The sequence below is a fragment of the Leptospira fainei serovar Hurstbridge str. BUT 6 genome (genome assembly GCF_000306235.2).
GTDB classification, from domain to species: Bacteria; Spirochaetota; Leptospiria; order Leptospirales; family Leptospiraceae; genus Leptospira_B; species Leptospira_B fainei.
Genome location: NZ_AKWZ02000003.1, coordinates 1 through 18,466, shown reverse-complemented (window position 1 = coordinate 18,466; position 18,466 = coordinate 1). Strand labels below are relative to the sequence as shown.

Annotated in this window: 15 protein-coding genes and 2 pseudogenes; 5 read left to right on the top strand and 12 right to left on the bottom strand. The window is 40.4% G+C overall.

Translation table 11 applies throughout. The annotated features are described in order from the left end of the window. Position 1: 1 nt before the first annotated feature. Positions 2 to 997: a response regulator gene (locus tag LEP1GSC058_RS04205; protein WP_016548697.1), complete on the top strand. Its 996-nt coding sequence runs from the start codon at positions 2 to 4 to the stop codon at positions 995 to 997. Between the two features lie 393 nt (positions 998 to 1,390). Here the strand turns inward: LEP1GSC058_RS04205 and LEP1GSC058_RS04200 are convergent. The 3 genes from LEP1GSC058_RS04200 to LEP1GSC058_RS19775 all read right to left on the bottom strand — a co-directional run bounded on the left by LEP1GSC058_RS04200 (position 1,391) and on the right by LEP1GSC058_RS19775 (position 4,728). Next, positions 1,391 to 2,538 (bottom strand): IS3 family transposase gene (locus LEP1GSC058_RS04200; protein ID WP_156860646.1). Its coding sequence is split into 2 segments (ribosomal slippage): positions 1,391 to 2,274 and positions 2,274 to 2,538, totalling 1,149 coding nucleotides; the frame shifts between segments, so codons are not numbered across the junction. A gap of 213 nt (positions 2,539 to 2,751) precedes the next feature. Further along, positions 2,752 to 3,597 carry an SDR family NAD(P)-dependent oxidoreductase gene (locus LEP1GSC058_RS04190; RefSeq protein WP_016548507.1) on the bottom strand — a complete coding sequence of 282 codons (846 nt, stop codon included), beginning with the start codon at positions 3,595 to 3,597 and terminating at the stop codon, positions 2,752 to 2,754. 159 nt (positions 3,598 to 3,756) lie between these two features. Beyond that, positions 3,757 to 4,728: an AraC family transcriptional regulator gene (locus LEP1GSC058_RS19775; protein ID WP_051133761.1), complete on the bottom strand. Its 972-nt coding sequence runs from the start codon at positions 4,726 to 4,728 to the stop codon at positions 3,757 to 3,759. A gap of 82 nt (positions 4,729 to 4,810) precedes the next feature. Here LEP1GSC058_RS19775 and LEP1GSC058_RS04180 point away from each other — a divergent pair, with 82 nt between their 5' ends. Beyond that, positions 4,811 to 5,053 carry a hypothetical protein gene (locus LEP1GSC058_RS04180; protein WP_016548644.1) on the top strand — a complete coding sequence of 81 codons (243 nt, stop codon included), beginning with the start codon at positions 4,811 to 4,813 and terminating at the stop codon, positions 5,051 to 5,053. 134 nt (positions 5,054 to 5,187) lie between these two features. Here the strand turns inward: LEP1GSC058_RS04180 and LEP1GSC058_RS04175 are convergent, their stop codons facing one another. The 3 genes from LEP1GSC058_RS04175 to LEP1GSC058_RS20125 all read right to left on the bottom strand — a co-directional run bounded on the left by LEP1GSC058_RS04175 (position 5,188) and on the right by LEP1GSC058_RS20125 (position 7,373). Beyond that, on the bottom strand, positions 5,188 to 5,541 hold the full coding sequence (locus LEP1GSC058_RS04175) for a PilZ domain-containing protein (protein WP_016548615.1): 354 nt from the start codon (positions 5,539 to 5,541) through the stop codon (positions 5,188 to 5,190). Positions 5,542 to 5,929: 388 nt separating this feature from the next. Further along, positions 5,930 to 6,955: an alpha/beta hydrolase gene (locus tag LEP1GSC058_RS04170; protein WP_016548501.1), complete on the bottom strand. Its 1,026-nt coding sequence runs from the start codon at positions 6,953 to 6,955 to the stop codon at positions 5,930 to 5,932. Between the two features lie 274 nt (positions 6,956 to 7,229). After that, positions 7,230 to 7,373, bottom strand: coding sequence for a hypothetical protein (locus tag LEP1GSC058_RS20125; protein ID WP_156860645.1), 144 nt, complete (start codon positions 7,371 to 7,373; stop codon positions 7,230 to 7,232). Positions 7,374 to 7,817: 444 nt separating this feature from the next. Between LEP1GSC058_RS20125 and LEP1GSC058_RS04165 the strand changes: the two genes are divergently transcribed. Both LEP1GSC058_RS04165 and LEP1GSC058_RS04160 read left to right on the top strand, forming a co-directional pair. After that, the gene (locus LEP1GSC058_RS04165; protein WP_016548311.1) at positions 7,818 to 8,357 is read left to right on the top strand and encodes an acyl-CoA thioesterase; all 540 of its coding nucleotides are present in this window, start codon (positions 7,818 to 7,820) and stop codon (positions 8,355 to 8,357) included. A gap of 23 nt (positions 8,358 to 8,380) precedes the next feature. Next, positions 8,381 to 8,878, top strand: a complete 498-nt coding sequence (locus LEP1GSC058_RS04160; RefSeq protein WP_232224608.1) for a MarR family winged helix-turn-helix transcriptional regulator — start codon at positions 8,381 to 8,383, stop codon at positions 8,876 to 8,878. Between the two features lie 52 nt (positions 8,879 to 8,930). On the opposite strand, the pseudogene LEP1GSC058_RS04155 reads toward LEP1GSC058_RS04160, so the two are convergent. The 6 genes and pseudogenes from LEP1GSC058_RS04155 to LEP1GSC058_RS04130 all read right to left on the bottom strand — a co-directional run. After that, positions 8,931 to 9,212, bottom strand: a pseudogene (locus LEP1GSC058_RS04155) (hypothetical protein); the annotation flags it as partial. A 232-nt stretch (positions 9,213 to 9,444) separates the two neighbouring features. Next, positions 9,445 to 9,825, bottom strand: a complete 381-nt coding sequence (locus LEP1GSC058_RS04150) for a hypothetical protein (RefSeq protein ID WP_016548654.1) — start codon at positions 9,823 to 9,825, stop codon at positions 9,445 to 9,447. 1 nt (position 9,826) lies between these two features. After that, positions 9,827 to 14,653: a TIGR04388 family protein gene (locus tag LEP1GSC058_RS04145; RefSeq protein WP_016548303.1), complete on the bottom strand. Its 4,827-nt coding sequence runs from the start codon at positions 14,651 to 14,653 to the stop codon at positions 9,827 to 9,829. Positions 14,654 to 14,757: 104 nt separating this feature from the next. Beyond that, positions 14,758 to 16,362, bottom strand: a complete 1,605-nt coding sequence (locus LEP1GSC058_RS04140; protein WP_232224607.1) for a glycosyltransferase family 39 protein — start codon at positions 16,360 to 16,362, stop codon at positions 14,758 to 14,760. Between the two features lie 98 nt (positions 16,363 to 16,460). Next, a complete protein-coding gene (locus LEP1GSC058_RS04135) occupies positions 16,461 to 17,153 on the bottom strand; it encodes an MORN repeat-containing protein (RefSeq protein ID WP_039948011.1) in 693 nt (230 codons plus the stop codon). Beyond that, on the bottom strand, positions 17,143 to 17,712 hold the full coding sequence (locus tag LEP1GSC058_RS04130; RefSeq protein ID WP_016548444.1) for a tetratricopeptide repeat protein: 570 nt from the start codon (positions 17,710 to 17,712) through the stop codon (positions 17,143 to 17,145). The genes LEP1GSC058_RS04135 and LEP1GSC058_RS04130 overlap by 11 nt, the downstream gene beginning before the upstream one ends. 270 nt (positions 17,713 to 17,982) lie before the next feature. Here LEP1GSC058_RS04130 and LEP1GSC058_RS04125 point away from each other — a divergent pair. Next, positions 17,983 to 18,466: pseudogene (locus LEP1GSC058_RS04125) on the top strand (hypothetical protein); the annotation flags it as partial.

The window sequence follows — 18,466 nt, the reverse complement described above, 5'->3', positions numbered from 1 at the left end:
AATGTATCATAGCATAGATTCTAGACCTAAAATACTGATCGTAGACGACGAGGCGGCGAATCTACAGGTTCTTAGACAAATTCTGCAAGAAGATTACAAACTACTATTCGCCAAGGATGGAGTGAAAGCGATCGAATTAGCCTTATCCGAAAATCCGAATCTGATTCTTCTGGATGTGATGATGCCGGAAATGACCGGCTACGAAGTCTGCAAGATCCTGAGAAAAGATCCGAGGAGCTCCCGGATCCCGATCATTTTCGTAACAGCTATGGTGGATGAAGAGGACGAAGCGGGTGGATTCGAAGTAGGGGCCGTGGACTATATCACAAAGCCGATCAGCCCTTCGATCGTTAGGGCAAGAGTTCGAACCCATCTTTCTTTGGTACGCAACGAGGAATTGAGAGAAACGAGATTACAAATCATCCAGCGACTGGGGCTTGCAGCCGAATATAAGGACAACGAAACGGGATTGCATGTCATCCGAATGAGCCATTATTCGCAGACTCTTTCTTTGGCGTTGGGATCCTCTTTGGAATGCGCCGAAGATCTACTTCATGCCTCTCCGATGCACGATATCGGCAAGATCGGAATTCCGGATGGAATATTACAAAAACCAGGTAGACTTACTCCGGAAGAATGGGATATAATGAAAAAGCATCCGACGATCGGTGCGGAAATCATTGGAGATCATAACTCGTCGCTTTTGCAATTGGCTAAAAGCATCGCCCAAAATCACCATGAAAAATGGGATGGCTCCGGCTATCCGAACGGATTGACGGGAGATGAAATCCCGATCGAGGCACGAATTGTCGCCTTAGCAGACGTATTCGATGCATTGACTACTGAAAGACCCTATAAAAAAGCTTGGGAAATTTCCGATGCCATCCAGTACATTACTAATGAATCGGGGAAGCATTTTGATCCTTCTATTGTACCGATCTTTCTGGATCAAATGCCTGAAATTTTGAAAATCAGAGAACGCTGGGCGGAAAAATAACCGGCTCGAAGAAAACGTTGTTCCATCTTTTCTAAAAAAGTCCTCAACGGATCGAAAAATTAAATATTATAAATTCAAGATTGATCATAAATTAAATTTATTTAAATATATAAAATTTTCATAATTCCTATCATATGCTTCTACCTATCTCCAGGTCATTTTCCAAAAGCTAACACGACATTTTTTATTTTAGTTCCATCATTTGAAAATAAATTTACTAAAATAATTTCTTATATTTTGGAAACTTTGCCACAGAGTCGGGTCAACAATAATATCGACGGGAAATTGAGTTTGCAAGATTAAACTTCAGAATCCGATCGCCATTAATAATGGAGATGTCCATGAAAGTGCTTTCATGTTTATCTAGCCTAGTCACGTTTTAGTGGACACTTTCTAAGCTACATTTTCTTCAAACTCAACAGGACTCACATAACCTAAGAAGGAATGTGACCTCTGTCTATTATAATAAACTTCTATATAATCGAAAAGTGTTGTTTCAGCATCTTCTAATTTATAAAAGTAATTATATCTTATCTCTCTTTTTAAGGAACTAAAAAAGGATTCGGATACTGCGTTATCCCAACAATTCCCCTTTCTACTGTTACTCCTTCTGATTTTATTTTCTATTAGAAGTTGTCGCGTTTCCTTCGAACAGTAATTAGATCCTCGATCTGAATGAAAGATTAATCCTTTGGGAGGATTTCGAATTGCATATCCTCTGGAAAGGGCCTTGCATATTAATTGAGAATCATTTTTTGTCCCTATTGACCAACCTACAACCTTCCGAGAGTATAAATCCAAAATCACGCAAAGATAGATCCAACCGAAAGAGGACCGAAGATAAGTAACGTCAGAAACCCATACTTCATTCTTTCTTAAACGTTTAAATTTTCTACCTACTAAATCAGGGGCTATTCGACCAGAGTGCTTGGAATCCGTAGTAAATGCCCTAAAGCTTTTCTCTTGTTTTCCCCTTATTTCGCAAAGTTTCATTACTTTACGAACCGACCGAGCCCCATATGAAGAATAAACCTTCTTTACCTCTTTAAAAAGCCTTAGGAAACCATAATTCTTATCATGCCTTAGCCAGGTCTCATAGATGAATTTTACAAACTCTGGATCATACTTTTCTAACGCATTCTTGCTTCGTTTCATGAATTCATAGAAACCCGATCTCGAGACTCCTAATACTCTTGCCATGCCCTTAATAGAAAACTCGGACCGATACGCTTCCATAAACTCTAATCGAGATTTTGTTCCTTCGAAAGCATGGCTGAATACTTTTTTAAAATCGCATTCTCTTCCTTAAGTCGGTAATTCTCTTTGCGAAGTTTCCTTAACTCCTCACTCTCTTTGATTTGTTTATCTGTCGGAGGGTTTTGTTCGTCAGACTTCTTCATATATTCAGCCTTCCATTGTCGCAAAACAAAATAGCTGATTCCTAACGATTCTGCTACTTCTTTTATTGTGAAAGAACCGGTTAATATGCGTTTTATCGCTTGCTCTTTAAACTCCGGAGAGTATTTCCCTTTTTTACTCATCGCTTCTTTATACCTCGATTCGAGCGAAAAAGGTGTCCAGTTTTATGTAACTAGGCTATATGCTATAGTGAGCCTTTTATGAGTTCGAAGTAGTCCTTTCTCGCCCGAGAAGTATGGATGCACCGATAACATACGCAACAAGAAGAGAGTTCGAACGGCCGAAATTCGACCGTAATCATCCGCAGTATATGAACTCGATTCGATTTGTGTTGATTAGCGAACTTCCTGAACCTCTTGCCCTACCCAATTTTTCATTCCACGCCCGACGCCCAGCAATCGTCCTATTACGAAGTTAAATATGAAATCCGGTAGGAACGCCCGGAGAATGATCGCTAGATGAAGTGTCACGGGAATTTTGACCGTGTTTCTCCCTTTTTTTAAAGCCTTATCAACGATAGCTTTCGCGACTTTGTCATGCGTAGAGATTCTCGGAATTAAAAACTCTCCAAGAAAATTTATCTGACTCCCTTTGAAGATCCCTTCCTTAAGGAAAAAAGGATGGATTGACGAGAATCGTACATTCTTCCGATCCATTTTTGATTCCATTCTTAAAGATTCGGTGAATCCCCAAACGGCCCATTTGCTCGCGCAATAAGCCGCCAAGTCCGCCGCACCGACTATACCTGCGCCGGACGAAATATTCACAATATGACCGTAATTTCTTCGAAGCATGCCCGGTAGGATCGCGTAAGTCGTAAAATACACGGCATTAAGATTTACGGCATTAACTTTCTCCCAATCTTCCAGCGGTTTCTCTGTGAACCTCCCGTGCCGTTCTATACCTGCATTATTGATCAGAAAATCCACACATCCCATCTCCTGTTCAGCTTTCATAGCGAGGGCCTTGACTTCGGATTTGTCCGCGACATCGCAAAGTTGCGAGTAAACGTCTGCTTTCTTCAAAGCTTTAAGTTCCTCCGACGCCTTTGCTAAAGCCTCCTTGTTGAAGTCCCATATAGTTACGTTACACCCCTCATTAACGAGTCGGTGAGCCGTCGCCAATCCGATACCCATTGCCCCCCCTGTCACGATTGCATTTTTTCCCTTCAATTTTTCCATTGCCCTTCCTCTTCAAACCCGTTATCTATCAGCGCCGCCCGGAAACTATCCAAGAAACCCGGATAAGTTTTTTGAATAGTAGCACATTCTTACTCCGCCTGTCGACGCGATTGATAATTCCGAACTGCTATTACGGTAGTGGTGGATAAATCCGGACAATCAATGGCGTAAATTCTTATTCCGCAATGCTTCGACTCTCCAAAGGTTCGGAGACATGCCGGTGGACCGCCTGAACGCATCGTAAAACGAGGACTTCGAGTTGAACCCGACCGCATGGGCGATAGAAAGGATAGTACGATCCGGTTCATCTATCAGAATCTGCTGTGCCTCTTTTATTCTACATTGATTGATGAAGGTATGAAAGTTTGCGTTCATCTTTGAGTTAAGAAACTCGGACATCTGATGGGGAGTTACGGAAAGCTCTTCGGCCAAACTGACGAGTGACAATTCCTCATCTACGTATATCTTTTCATTTTCAATCAGTTCGGTCAGCCGCTTATGCAAATCTTGCGTTTCGATTTTACCGAGCTGAGATCGGGAATATGGCTTCGTTAACTTTTTAACTACAACAAGCTGAAAGAATTCCGGATTCCGCTGACTAATCAATAACGCGACGGTGATTAACAACCCTATTATTGTAGAACCGGTAATGAACAATGTAATTGATGAGATCAGATAACCAACGATAAGAATACCAAACGTAACGATCGACGACACTATATAGAAAATGGTTATCCCAGGTAGATGGACTACTTTACCGATTTTGAGATTTCTTAGTATTTTTACCATCAGGAGTAGCAGATATATCGTTGCCTGTAAACCGGCACCTACGATGAGCGCCTTGCTGTACGCGCTAAACTCGTACGGAATTCCCGAGAACAAGTTCATCAACAAAAGATTCTTGTCTTCATTAGGAAGGAACAGATAGACAGTATCGGCTCCGAATGCGAGAATCGCGGGCAAGAAGAGGAGATATTTCCGGTTAGGTAGGACTTCCCTCCTTAGACTAACTAGGAAATACGCGAAATAAAGGATCACGCCGATCATATAGAGGGTGGTCAGATGCAAAAAGAACAAAGAGGGAAGCGTAAAGATCAAGCCGGACGCTACGAGTGCTGCTTGAGCTTGCATCGCGGAAAGTAGCAGGAAAAGTATTGAAAGGTTATAGTTCTCGAATCTCCTATCTTTAACGATAAATTGCCCGAGGAAGATTATGAACGAAAGTGTCGAAGTGCATGTAAAAAAAAATAACAAAATTGAATTTCATGCTCTCGATCACAACGAAATCCTATATTGTGAACTTCTCATTATCGGATTCGGCGCCGTCACTGCCGATAACCTCTCATTATATTCCAGCTCGTCCAGAATTTTTCTCTTTGGCATTCTTTTCCGAGGGTACCGTCTCTCGGCGGGCGGATCATGTTCACCGGAAACTAAAAAAAGAATCGGCGTATAAAAGAGCGGGAATGCCTGACAGTTACGACCTAGCAGCTAACAAATTCGTAAAAACAAAGCCGGCCTATATAAGCTAGGTTCGATTGAAGAATTTGAGAGAGTCTCTTGATAAAATTAAGTTTTGAAATTCGATCGTCAGTTGAGAGCGGTTAGACTTAAAGCTATCACGCGGTCTGAAAGCGGAATTTGATTATAAAATTCAACGCCGATCATTCCTTGAAACCCTTTCGATGTGGCGACTTTTTCTATTCTAATAACGACGCCCGCAAATTGAATATCCTCCATAGATGGACCGGACACCATTCCGGTGATTTTAGATCCAATTTCTTTACCCAACATACTTTCTAAGTCAGTTAGGATCGCAATACCGAAGTCGGAAATATCCAGGACATTTCCGACAACAGCTCCCTTTTCATGCATTGCTAATACTAGAAGTTCGAATAACTCTTTCGAAACGATTCTCTCCCCTCTTCTCCTTTCCTCTGCCATTCCTAACTCCTTATTGCGGCGTCCTGCGCATATAATATAAGACGAATTTGAAACAATTTAGATTTCAATGCCTTTCGTCAATATTAACGATTTATTGTAAGGCATGGTTTATGTTCAATTGCAGAATTTAGGCCGAAATTATTAGTTACCCATGAAGTTAAACCCAAAAGAAGTGGAGAGCCGAAGGAAGATAAAAAGAGTAATAGAGGGTAGAAAGCCAATAGTCTACGCCTCTAAGATACAGATCGAATATTTTAGAAAGCCCGAGGCTTAAAAAGAGTCATTTTTCCTCATTTCAATCGCGGTTTTGATAAGCGACCATAGAGAACTCTCCGATTAAAAGTCTGTGCGGTTGAGTATCACTATGATCGTTTATCCAGACGAAACATTACAAATTTTTCAAAAAGAATTCCTTTAGCTTTATTACGGCAGGCCCGACAAATTGCGGTTTATCATATAAATCGATATGAGTCGCGCCTGGTATAATGAAAAGCTCTTTAGGTTCTTTCGCTTTTTCTAAAGCCTCTTGACTAAAGTAACGAGTATCCGCTTTTTCCCCCGCAATCATTAGAATCGGTCTCGGAGAAATTGTTTCGATCTGTGTGAAAGGAAAGAAAGCCATCTGAAGCGCTAGACTCGTGAAGACAAACTTGCCGTTTGCATTCGGATGAAAACCTCGTGGAGAACCGTAGTAATCGGCACCCTCGCGGTACAGGGCGGGCACCTTCGCTAAATCCTCGGGAGATTTTGGGGCCTGGCCGGGAAGAGTGTACTTCACTTCCTCGCCGCGAGCTTCGCGAGTCCGCTGATCGCCGATCTCATCCAAAATTTTCATGCGCGCTTCGTAAGATTGAGTCCTACCAAGCCCCTCTCGACGAACACTCCCTACATCAAACATGCTAACTGTCGCAACCGCCTTCACGCGATGGTCGGTTTGTGCGACACTAATTGCATATCCGCCGCCGGAACAGGTTCCGAGAACTCCGATCCTTTTCGGATCGATTTCCTGCCGATTACTGAGAAAATCGATCGCAGCACTAATGTCCTCGACTCGAGTAGTGGGAACCTCTTTGTTGCGAGGCTTGCCGGAACTATCGCCCCAGTAAGACGCATCGTAGGCAAGTGTAACGAATCCAAGTTCTGCGAGTTTTTTAGAATAGAGCCCGGAGACCTGTTCCTTTACGCCTCCAAATGGGTGAACCGCCACGATCGCGGCATATTTTTTCTTCTTATCGAACTTCGGCGGAAAATACAGATTCCCGGCCACCTTGAACTCGCCATTTTTGAAAAAGATTTTCTCAATCTTAATTCCGTTTTCTTCCTTCGTGTTTCCGCTAATGTCCGCCATTATATTGCCACCCGTGAATAAAAAGAATAAGGCTAATAAAACTATTATTGATTTCGCGATTCTCATTCAAAACTCCTCCGATTACTTTCTTCGTTCATTAACATTTAATATTATACTCCTCATTAGATCTTAACTTAAACCTTGAGATCCGCTTGTCAGATTTGAAGGTTAACTTGATATACTCTCGTTCCGCATGTTTCCGGGTATAAAAACCATTCGTTCCTTCTTTCACACCTCTTACAAGATTACCGACAACAATCGAAGAATACGTTTCGGTTTCATTAAAGCAGGGGCGCTTCCGTAAATTTCCAATTTCGTCAGTCGTCAGCTTCGAGATCCGCTAGTTCGGAAAAGAGACTTTTTCCTCTATCACTTTGCTATTAGCGACGCTAGCTTTCGCATTCGGTTCTGCACTTATGCTCTCCGTTAAGCGAAGCACACGAGCAGCAACTGCCGCAAGGTTGAAGATTTTTGTTTTCTCCATGCTTATGTTTTCAATGTCACAAATTCCAGGGTCAAATTAAAATGATTTACTGATGCAAAGCATCCTGCATTTTTTCGTCTCTCTATTATATTAATTACGGTATTATATACCATAATTACTGATTGGAGAGAGGCCGGTAGAGAAGGATAAGATGATAAAGAAGTCTTGGATTCTGTCGCGCAACACGGTAGTGATAAAAACTTATGTTTTATCAACATATGGTTCATGATTAAATTTACAAAGAAACGAACTTTAAATAAACAGAATTATTTTGCACTCAAATAGCAACTTCCCGATGAATTTACCCGAAGGGCAAACTCAAGAATAGGCAGGCAGTGCAATTATTCGATTTTTTCCTTGACGATTCGTTTCCACCATGTTAATAGTGCAAATACATATGTGTAATTACATACATGTATTTGCACATATGAAAGGAGACAAAATATGGAATCCGTGCTTAAAAAGCCCGTATTATCCCCCGAAAGTTTCATTAGAATACGCTTCCAGGATTGTGACCCGTTCGGGCATTTGAACAATGCCCGATATATGGATTACTTCTTTGAGGCCCGCTCGGAACACCTTCGTCGAACCGGAAATTTCGATTTCTACGACTACGGGAATCGTGAGAATAAATCTTGGGTAGTGGCAAAAACCCAACTTCAATATTTAGAACCGGTCAAATTGAATGAGGTAGTGAAGATTGTAACTCGCTTGACCAAACTTTCTGCGAACGGTATAACTAACGAGGATATGATTTTAGATAAAGATGGAACTCGCCTGAAGGCTGTGCTTTGGGTGGATCTTTCTTTCGTTGATCTTTCAAAAGGACGCCCACTCCGCCATGATCCGGAAATATTTTCCTTCTTCGAATCCCTGCTTTATGAAGAAGACGGTATGGAGAATATCACTTTTGAAGCAAGAGTGAAACAGTTACGGAAACAAGTTACTACTGGGAAATATTCGGGAGATTTTGTGGAGTACTAATTCAAACTTAAATGCCAAAGAAAATGAAAAATACCATCGCTAAGAAAAACGTGGGAGTTCCTACGAAGCAGGATATGCAAGCCGCAGGATTGAACTGCGTGAACTTTAATCTTCGTAGGGCTTCCCGTGCAGTGACGCAATTTTACGATCGCGAGCTAGAGCCTGCAGGTTTGACTTCTCAGCGATTCAGCCTACTCCATACTCTGGGTGCTACGGAAGGTTTAGAGTTAGCGCAACTCGCAGACCTACTTGTGATGGATCGGACTACCCTATTGCGAAATATCGCTCCCTTGGAAGAATTAGGATGGATTACCGATATTCCCTCTGAGAACAAAAGGGCGAGAAAAGTCGCCTTGACCGAAAAAGGTTTGGAAGCTTTACGAATCGCTTATCCGATTTGGGAAAATGCGCAATCGGCAGTCATAGAAGCGATGGGAGAAGACGATCTAAAACGCTTGCTCAAAAGATTGAATTCGATCGTCCGAAAAAGAAATTTTCGAGAATTTGCCAAAGAAGACTAAGAGCAACACTTCGAATTAGATGCGATCGCTGTTATTTCTCAATCAATCTTTTCGAAGAGCTATACGATACTCCTACATTCACTCCGAATTGTCTTGCATATCCTGTAGCTGCTCCACTCGCGGCCCCTACGAGCGCTCCTTCCATTCCTCCGTTCTGATACCCTTGAACTGCCTCGGTGTTTAACGTTTTGTTAAGTGATAATAAAGGCGAGGAGAACAAGGACGCAAGGAAAGTAGTTAGGAGAAGTATGGCCGCGACCTTCGGTCCGGGCTGCTTCGGGTTCGGGCAGTCGCCCTCATCCAACACGCTCCGTCTTTCAATCCTAAATCTCATTTTTATAGCTCGTGTTGGACTTAAGCCCGCCGCATCCCTCGCGGGGAGTGAAGTAAATTTGCTTTATCCTCATTTAGGATTAACGAAACTATAGCTCAATTATAAAATATTGCCTCACATTCCCAGTTTCGTTGAAATTGAAACTTCTTCATTCGTTATACCAGAAGTTTTGTCTGTTACTTTAGTTTTTGCGAGCCTCAGGTGCTTACTAATTTTCAATCTATCGCGTATTTTAGACGACGATCCATTCAACCTGGCCCAATTTGTTTTTCCTACAAAATTCAATTTTAGAATCAATTAATGGTGATTCTGGAATCGCCGCTTCATCACCAGGTGAAATTAAATTCTCAACTAACTTCTTTATCGTGAGATTTAGCAAAGGCTCATCATTGTTAAAATACACTGAGAAATCAAAATCTACAAATTTTTCAGAATCTGCTTCATAAATGGAGACTTCATTTTTAATCGTTTGAAATTTGAAATAATAGCCTGAAGTGTAAAAATCACTTTCTCGTTTTTCTAAATTTTCACCTCTCAAAAAAATAGCAATTTGTTTCGCAAATTCAGAAAGATCTCTTTTATTTTCGAATTTTATTAAAAGTTCTCTTCCCATTTCATTTATTTTCGAAGAAGATTGATGGTCTATCCGGCAATTTTCCTGTTTGAAAACCTCCAACTGAAACTTCCCGTCCGAGAATTGATTGCCACTTATTAGACCAAGTCTTCAGTTCAGGATGTAATTCTTGCAAATTTTTTGGATGCACAAAACCTGGAATATTTTTGGATGTTCCAATCCCTTTTGTTAATGAGTTACTTTCGACAAATACGTCAATGTCGCTATGAGGTCCGAAAGTTCTACCCGACTTAAAGCTTTCTCCAGTAACGGAACTTCCGCTTACTCCCATTCTATAATCTGAAATTCCTTTATTTTTCATAATTCCGTCTAATTCAGACATTGCTTGGCGATACTGCTCAGGGCTTGAAAATCCTCTTGGTATTTCCTGACCACCGACGCTACCAATAGCACTCTTGCCGACTGCTAATCCATCTTCCGCTGCCCCAGCTTTACCCGCAAGACCCCCAAGCTTCCCTCGAAGAGCGGTCAAACCACCAGCAACTAATAGTAGACCATCTCCGATAAAATTTCCCCATTTATACCCGGTCGAATAATCTTTCGAACAATCTGCGCAAGTCGAATTGGTCGCCTTCTCTGCTCCTGGTTCCGTTACTAATTTATCGTATAATGTCGAAGCCACTCCTGGAGATAGAGGAGCTTCAAGCGGATGTGCGTTTACTGGACGACCAAACTCGTCAGTGACCGAAAACTTATTCGGGTCAGCTATGCGAAGTCCTGTTTCGGCCAATTGCTGAGGAGCGTCTGCCAATCGAGCTATACTTTTTCCAATTCCAGCAGCAAACCCTTCCGCTTTACATCCCGCGTCGTTATGAACAAGCACCCCGTCTTTTCCTACGAAATACGTGTGGTTGTCTTCTACTTCGAAGTTGTAAACCTTTGTCTTCTCGTAGATCTCTTCAATCTTAGCAATTCCGACAGTTCCATTTACCTCGTCCTTCCAAGATGCAGTGTTCGAGTTCGACGACTTACTTCCAATCGCAGCCAAGGAAGCTCCGATCTGAACTCCTGAACTTCTCTCTACTCGATATGAATTGCGAATACTCGCTACTGTAACCGATCTCTCTTCAGGATGAATGTTTATAGCTTCTGTAAACCCCTTACCTCGAATAAAGAAAGGATGATTCCAAGTTGTATTGATTACGTTACCATTTTCGTATGTGATTCTATGGATGGTCTTTGCTTCTTTTTCAAAGACATCCGAGACTCTTTTGTAAGATACTTTTCCAGTATTAGGATCAATTGAAAGAACGTAATCCCCTATTTCGACCTTCTCTATCGGTTTTAAACCATCTCTGGTCCGAATGAGTGTCCCCGCTGTAAAACAAGTTCTCTGGCGATACTCTCCGTCTTTATCAATAAACCCGTTACTATCACTCGCCCTTAATCCCATGCTCCCAAGGAGATTACCCGCTAGATCCTGACTTGCCCTTCCAAGCCACGATGATGCTGAACTCGGATCTGTTAGGAAATCATTTGATTTAGCTAAGGTAGCAAGTACTCCGTGTTGGTCCTCAGCACTCGCATTTGGATTATCTAGAATTTCCTTTTGGTCTGGATTGCCTGTTTCAGCTATTGCATTTCTGCCGGTATTTAATTTCGAATCGGCAGCTTTTAGATTTGAGTCCGCCTTAGCCATAGCCAAGCTCTGGTTTAGATCATTATTAAAATTATTGTTTAGAGTCAAATTCCCAAAGCTACTTGGTTCATGCACATTCCCCGTCGCTGAAACAACCGTTGCGTTTCTATACGTTGCTGCTACAGTCGCATTACCCTTGCCATCGATTGTGACTGATCCACCTACTCCTGAAGCTTCATCCGTATTTTGGTAGGTTAAACTTGGTCCGGTATGTTGGCCGATGTTAACCATCAAGCCCTGTCCGCCTTCCGTTCCCCAAACGTTTACACTTCCGCTAAATCCTGTGTTCGGGCTAAAATTTATATTACCAGCTTTCGTTCCTAAAGAGAAAGATGTGCTGCCATGTTGCGAGAAGTTCGCCCCTATATTTGCCGCAGAAGAACCGACACCTAAGCCTCCACTAAAGCCCGTCTTCGAGTTATATGCAACGTTAACGTTCACACCAACTTCCCTCGCATACGCTCCAGCCGCGCCACTCGCCGCTCCGACTAACGCTCCTTCCAATCCTCCGCTTTGGTAACCCTGCACCGCTTGTAATGCAGCTTGTCCTATCGCCATCATTTCCGGTCCTGCGATAAACGATGCCGCTATACTCGCTACTGTTACGAGCCCGGAGGTGATCTCTTGCGTTCTAGCTTTAGCCTTTGCTTTTTTATCCGCTTGCTTTTTCTCGAACCAACTCACTAGCTGCGAAGCCATATCCGGAGACATACCGGTTGCGTTAGCAAGTGCAGAAGCCATTGCCGAGTTAACTTTATCCTGGATCTGTCCCTTGACCCAAGTCTCAATATTTCCACCCTGAAATAATGCCTCAGCTAAACTTTTTTGGTCTGAGGCAAAGCTTGCCGAAGATTGAGCAGCATCCTGAAAAGCTTTATCGTTTTTCGCATTTAAAGAATTTAAAGCGGCTATTTGAGAATTTAATGAATTAATTGTAGAATTATATGAAGCATTAAATGAATCAAGGTTAGCTTGATTTTGAGATATTACTGAATCTGTATTCCAAGTTTGAAACAGATTTCCGGCTGCGGCGATTTTGATTGTTGCAGGCGCAGATAGAAAAACATTCTGTTTAACAGTAGTCGCTTCGTAATCACTCGCATTTGTCGCATCGCCACCTGCTTTTAAGCGAGCGTTTCCATCTTCTATCGAAGTGGTATATACGATGTTTCCATGAGAGTCCACAACTGCATTATTTCCGAGTGAAGTAGCTATTCGTTTAATTGCGTTCTTATTCTCATCGATAGCCTGTCTATTGAGCTGATTTTCTAAAGCTATATTAGACGCACCCATTAGAGATTGCTGAAAAATAGATAAAGTATTGTTTAAGTTACTCTGATCCATAACTGGGACCGGAGCAACCGAAGAAAGAACGGGATTGTCGGTAGGCAAAAACACCTGTGCAATCTTAGGAGAAACCGAATCTAACAATGAAGATTTTAAAGGTTCCGTTTGATTATTAACACCCGAGTTGATTTTAACGGTTTGAAACGACGCCAATAAACCATTTTGCCAATTATGCTCTTGAGAATTAAGATTTGCAACTCCCGCAGAATAGGATTGTTGCAAGTTATCGGCATAGACAGCTGCTTGGGCGTGCCAAGCTGCATACTGCGCCTGATAAGCAGAAATTTGTCCTTCCCAATTTGAAATCGTTGGAGTGATGGAATTCCAACTATTTAATTCCGTACTTAAATTATTCTGAAATCCACTCCAAACTTGCGAATTCGCTAATGCATTTTTGTCTTGAAGCTGTATATTAATACTATAATCAAATTTATCTTCCGCAAAAAAACCAGTTTGAAGGATAAAACCTCCAAGAAAACCTAATCCTGTAGCATTAAAATCAAATGCATTATAGCCCGCCGAAGAATAATAAAGATCATTACCGGCATAACCTGTTTGGATCGGGTAAACGCTATAATTCGTATACGCCGTATTATATCCTTTAAAATCTGCCGAATTAATCTTTAATATACTATAGTTATTCGAATTGAAATCGTTACCATACAAATAGTTAATCAACGCAGGGTCCTGATTATTGCTTCCTCCATCTATGAAACCCTTGATAGCTCCAATGACAGGGTTCGCGGAGGATACCCAATTCCCGTAATTATATAAATCTTGCAGCCCATTCAATACCTGCTCGCCACCAAGAACAGTTCCCGTTAACGATAAATTGTATGGAGCAGCCTTTTGACTCCAATAAGTAGCATTATTTAATGCTTGCGTCTCTTCGGTTTGAAGATAGGTGACCATTTGATTCGCAAGTACCGTAAGTGGGCTTCCATTCATAAGCCCCTGACTTAAACTCGTGATCAAGTTGTGCAGATCTAATCCGGACTGAGTCATTGAATTCCAGTTCGTAGTTCCATCTGGATTGGTATTATAAAATAATGCGGTAGATTGAAGGGAAGTTTGAAGTTGCGAAACTGAATTTTGCATACTCTGTTTAACAGCATTCTCATAGCTTTGCAATTGCTGCAGGTTAGCCTTATATTGAGCATCAGTTTGATTTAAGGACGATAACTGTTGTTCATAAGTTCTTTGTAAGGAAGTTAAAGAATCGGAAAAACTTTGTAATCCGGTGTTTAGTGCCGTTTTATAATCAGCAGAGTTTGCAATCGTTGAATTCGCTACTCCGCTATTTGCGATCACCAATTGCTGGTTTTGAGTAGTGCTATTTGCAATATTAATTGCTAACTGGCCATTAATAAAATTGTCACGTGCGTTAGAGAGTTGAGAGTCAACCTGATTTAGCCATTGAGTTTCGGCATTGTTTTCCTGTGCCCACAAGTAAGCCGATACTGCATTCTGATAATCTTGTAGACTTGTACCTGAATTAGGACTTGCGGTTATCGAACTAACAAGCGATTCTATTTCTTGAGCTGAAGTATTCTCCCAATTGGATTTAATAGCACTAAGTCCTTGGCCGGAAATAGCTTCCCAGTTATTCAAAGAGTTGGATTGATTTGCAAGACTAACCACTTGATCCAGATTTTGCTGCTGAAACTGAGGGGCTACAAAGCTAGGATAGTTATTAAGGTTTTGGGAAAAAATGGAGGTAAGCGGGAATAAGAGAATCCAAAAATAGGCGGAGAGCGTAGTTCCTGAAAGTAGTTTTTCAGAAAATGAATACGTTCGGATATTTTGCTCTTCTCTGTTCATAGAATTCATTCTCCCGTGTCAGTGACCGCGCAAGGTTTGAGTAAAAATTTAGATTTTAAATAATCGGTATGTCCAGCAAATTTAAGAAGAGACCTCTTTTTTCCTTATCGCAAATGGGTCGACGATACTGAAGATCCGGTCTCTTGAAGCCGGAATTTTCTTTTAAGAGTATTCGCCAAAACTATTATTCCGAAAGGAATCAATACTGCTTGGATTGGCATGGCAGTAAGAGTGAATCTATAGTCCACAAAAAATACTAAATGAACAAAGAGAATAGAAAGATAACCCAAAGGGAGTATGAATTTTTTGTATCTTATTAACTGAATTAAGCCTACTAATAAAAGCAAGCTAGTCGTAATTCGATAGAAATATTGAGAAATCAATAGCGGATGTTGATAATAATTATCCAGCGGCCTTGGTCCTCCGGCACCTACGAACCAAAGCATAACTTTTTTATACAGGTTTATAAAAACTAATTCCGGGTTCTTTTTGTATATTTCCATAAGGTAATTCATCATTTCTTTACTATTTACATCCAACCCGGATTCTTTCGTAAATGTAACCCAATGCCTAGTATACGTTCCTTGAGAATATGGATTATTACCAATGACAAAATTTAATTGCGAGTTATTCGTCGCAATCACTCCATCGCTTTGTCCTCTGAACAACCTCGGAGACAAATAAGAAATGCAAAATAGCAAAGCAAGCAGGACGAGCTGAGACTTTCTAGGAATTTTTCTATTACCGGATTCGATGAAAAACCCAATCAAAAACACTAAGAACACAAGAGGAAACCAACTTCTTAATAAAGAAAAACAAGCCCCGGCGAAGACAGTTATTAGCATTTGTAACACGAGATATTTTACTCCTCCCTTATTGAATGCCAGTACGTTTACGTAAATGAACATTGAGAATAGAGGATTAAATAAATTTTCATTCCACAATTGATTTGAAAATGAAACATAGTGACTTGAAGTAAGATAAAATATACCAGCCAGAATTCCTGCAATTTTAGATTTTATCAAAATTCTGGTCGTCTCGATTGAACAAAATAGTCCAAGAGATCCGATCAGCGCTAAAAGTAACTTGGGCACTAACTGACCGATTCCGAAGATTTTAAAGCAAGCAAAAAGGAAATAACTCATTCCAGGACTAAATCCTAAATTGGGGGATATTCCCTTTTCATACAGATTTATTGCAGCATCATAAAAGGTTTTAGGATCGTCTCCACTTTGCAACAATCCGTTATCCAAGTGCAAAGCGAGCAACCTTTGCAAAAGACTGAATAGAACTATTAAGGCCGCAAAGATTGTATATTTTTCATTAAAGAGTCGAGTTCCACGGCGAATCAATTCCTGAATAACGGGTCCTCGAATTGCTAAGGCAATACAGAATATTACAAAGAAATAGACAATAATGTTTTTCTTATATACATTATAAAAAACATACGGCGTTTCACGTAGCATTAAGGCTAAACTAACAGAAATTAGCACCAACACGGTCGTTATCGTTTTATCGCCGTAAAGCAAATCGAATTTTTTGAGTAATTTCAAAACAATAAAAACAAGGCCGAGCCAAATTCCGTAACCAACTAGAAAATATAATGAATCTCGATAAATCCATTTCGTAGCTAATGGCGGATCGATGCTCATCGCCTGGATACTTGAATTTAAAACATTGGATTGTTCTGAGTTTAAAAATCTGAACAACGTAATTACTATAACAGAAAATATAAATAGTGTGATGATTTTGAAAATTATTTTAGCTGAGTAACTGTTCATATTTCTATAGATGCTTGTAAGGGAATTTAGTTAATTGGTTGATCATTTTTCCAATTACCTTGAAATATTGCCGTTTGTCCGTCGGAGTCTAGAAGAATTCCAAATCCTTCGCGTCTTCCTTCTTTCCACTCTCCAATATAACGAGTCCCATCTTCGTAGACGTACATGCCTTTGCCCTCGTAGATGATTCCTTTTCTATATTCTCCTTCCAGAATTATTTTGTCGTTATTTAGAAGCAACTTTCCTCGGCCTGATGGTTCGCCATTGATCCAATTCCCAATATAACGAACTCCACTTTTCCAAGTAAAAATACCGAGACCTTCTTTAATATTATTTGAAAATTTACCCTCATAGATATCACCATTTGAGTAATAATAAATTCCGAAACCATTCTTCTTTCCCCAAGTCCATTCCCCCAGGTAATGTTCATTTTTTGGACTTATGAATTCACCGTGTCCTTGTGGACTGCGAAACAAGCATTCACCTTTGTAAATATTTCCGTCTGAATATTGAAGGGTGCCAATTCCAAACCAGCAATTACCAGTTACGCAGGTCACTGCAAGTTTCGGAAAAAAGAGATAAAATACATACAAACCAAGAGAAAGAGCAATAAAACTAAGAATACTTACTTTTATTCTAATTCCGGAAATTACTTTTCGAAAGAATTGAATTACCTCTTTACGCAATGAAAGTAAGCTGACTGATATTTTATCTTTCATGTTTGGCTTTTGTAGTAGCATCCGAGTCAATTTGCATCTTTTCTAATTCCGGATTATATCCCAAAGCTTTTGCCTTTATTAAATCCACATCGCTTTGCTTTGGAGCAAATCCGTGGAGCAATTCCGATAACCTAAAATGAGCAAATCCAAGACGCTCATCATTTTTCACTACGTTTCGGTAGCTTTCAATTGCGTAATCGAGCTGACCTAGCTTTTCGTAAATCCGCCCTCTTAGAATCCAGGCTTCGATATTATTCGGATCTTCGATTATTATTTTGTCAAGGCCCATCACAATTGCCTTCGGATCTTCGCCTAATATATATTTTGTCCGATACATCCAAATTGCAGATTCGATTCGAGCGGGGTTTTTAGAATAGTCTTCTTCAAATAATTTCGCAGCTACTTTGAGGTTATTCGAAAAGAAATACGTTTTCGCGAGCATCAACCTGACGAGTAAATAATCTGGATTATCTTTATAAAGTCTTTCGAAGGATGATTTGGATTCATTCAAATGTTTTGATTGAAATTGAGCCAAAGCTTGTTTATAGTTATCACGCAACTTATCCGAATTATCAGAACAACTCAAGAACAATGAAAATAGAAAAAAATAAGATAATCGCTTCACTATATAGTTCACAAAAAGAAGAAATTACCGTAGGTTGTTTTTTCCGTCAAATATATTGATTATTGCTAATTGGAAATTCCTTCCGTTTCTTCAATTAAAGCAATTTAGATCGAAAGGAAAGTGAACCGACCTTTATTATTTCTCTCGACAGGGAGCGAATCCAGCTAAGTATCGTTTTGATATTCTCTACAAAGGATTCATTCGATGTTAACCGGAATCAGCTTTAAGATAAAGGAAACGATTTGGAATCAGTTATCCGAAATAAGAGATTTCATTCAAGAAAAAAAGGATATCGAAAGTTGGACAGACTTCCAATTACTTGAGGGCTTAAAAAGGTATGCTTTCGGATTCGGCTTAGCAAGTTTTATAAACATTGTCTTAATTCTAATTGGAATTTATGCAAATGGTTCAGACAAAAACGCGCTCATCGAAAACCTCTACGCTCAAAAGGAAATCGGCGGGCTGCTTTATTTCTTCTCCCATTTCCCCCAAAACATATTCGGATTCATTTTCCTTTGGGGATTCCTTCCGATACTCGTCGCTTCTCTTTGGTATCTCGCATTTATAATATTAAATGGAAAGGAAAAAGAAGCTTCTAAACCCACTCTTACGTTACTATCCTTGAACAGTCTTTTCATTCCATTAACGGGAATTGTCGTCCAAGAAATCTTTAGCTTTTTAAAAATAC

Bases quoted from the DNA above. Each gene is read 5' to 3' on its own strand.
- LEP1GSC058_RS04190 (WP_016548507.1), bottom strand. From the start codon at position 3,597: ATGGAAAAATTGAAGGGAAAAAATGCAATCGTGACAGGGGGGGCAATG.
- LEP1GSC058_RS04180 (WP_016548644.1), top strand. From the start codon at position 4,811: ATGAACGAAAGTGTCGAAGTGCATGTAAAAAAAAATAACAAAATTGAA.
- LEP1GSC058_RS04175 (WP_016548615.1), bottom strand. From the start codon at position 5,541: ATGGCAGAGGAAAGGAGAAGAGGGGAGAGAATCGTTTCGAAAGAGTTA.
- LEP1GSC058_RS04205 (WP_016548697.1), top strand. From the start codon at position 2: ATGTATCATAGCATAGATTCTAGACCTAAAATACTGATCGTAGACGAC.
- LEP1GSC058_RS04160 (WP_232224608.1), top strand. From the start codon at position 8,381: ATGAAAAATACCATCGCTAAGAAAAACGTGGGAGTTCCTACGAAGCAG.
- LEP1GSC058_RS04135 (WP_039948011.1), bottom strand. From the start codon at position 17,153: ATGAAAGATAAAATATCAGTCAGCTTACTTTCATTGCGTAAAGAGGTA.
- LEP1GSC058_RS04150 (WP_016548654.1), bottom strand. From the start codon at position 9,825: ATGGGAAGAGAACTTTTAATAAAATTCGAAAATAAAAGAGATCTTTCT.
- LEP1GSC058_RS04170 (WP_016548501.1), bottom strand. From the start codon at position 6,955: ATGAGAATCGCGAAATCAATAATAGTTTTATTAGCCTTATTCTTTTTA.
- LEP1GSC058_RS04165 (WP_016548311.1), top strand. From the start codon at position 7,818: ATGGAATCCGTGCTTAAAAAGCCCGTATTATCCCCCGAAAGTTTCATT.
- LEP1GSC058_RS04145 (WP_016548303.1), bottom strand. From the start codon at position 14,653: ATGAACAGAGAAGAGCAAAATATCCGAACGTATTCATTTTCTGAAAAA.
- LEP1GSC058_RS20125 (WP_156860645.1), bottom strand. From the start codon at position 7,373: ATGGAGAAAACAAAAATCTTCAACCTTGCGGCAGTTGCTGCTCGTGTG.
- LEP1GSC058_RS19775 (WP_051133761.1), bottom strand. From the start codon at position 4,728: ATGCAAGCTCAAGCAGCACTCGTAGCGTCCGGCTTGATCTTTACGCTT.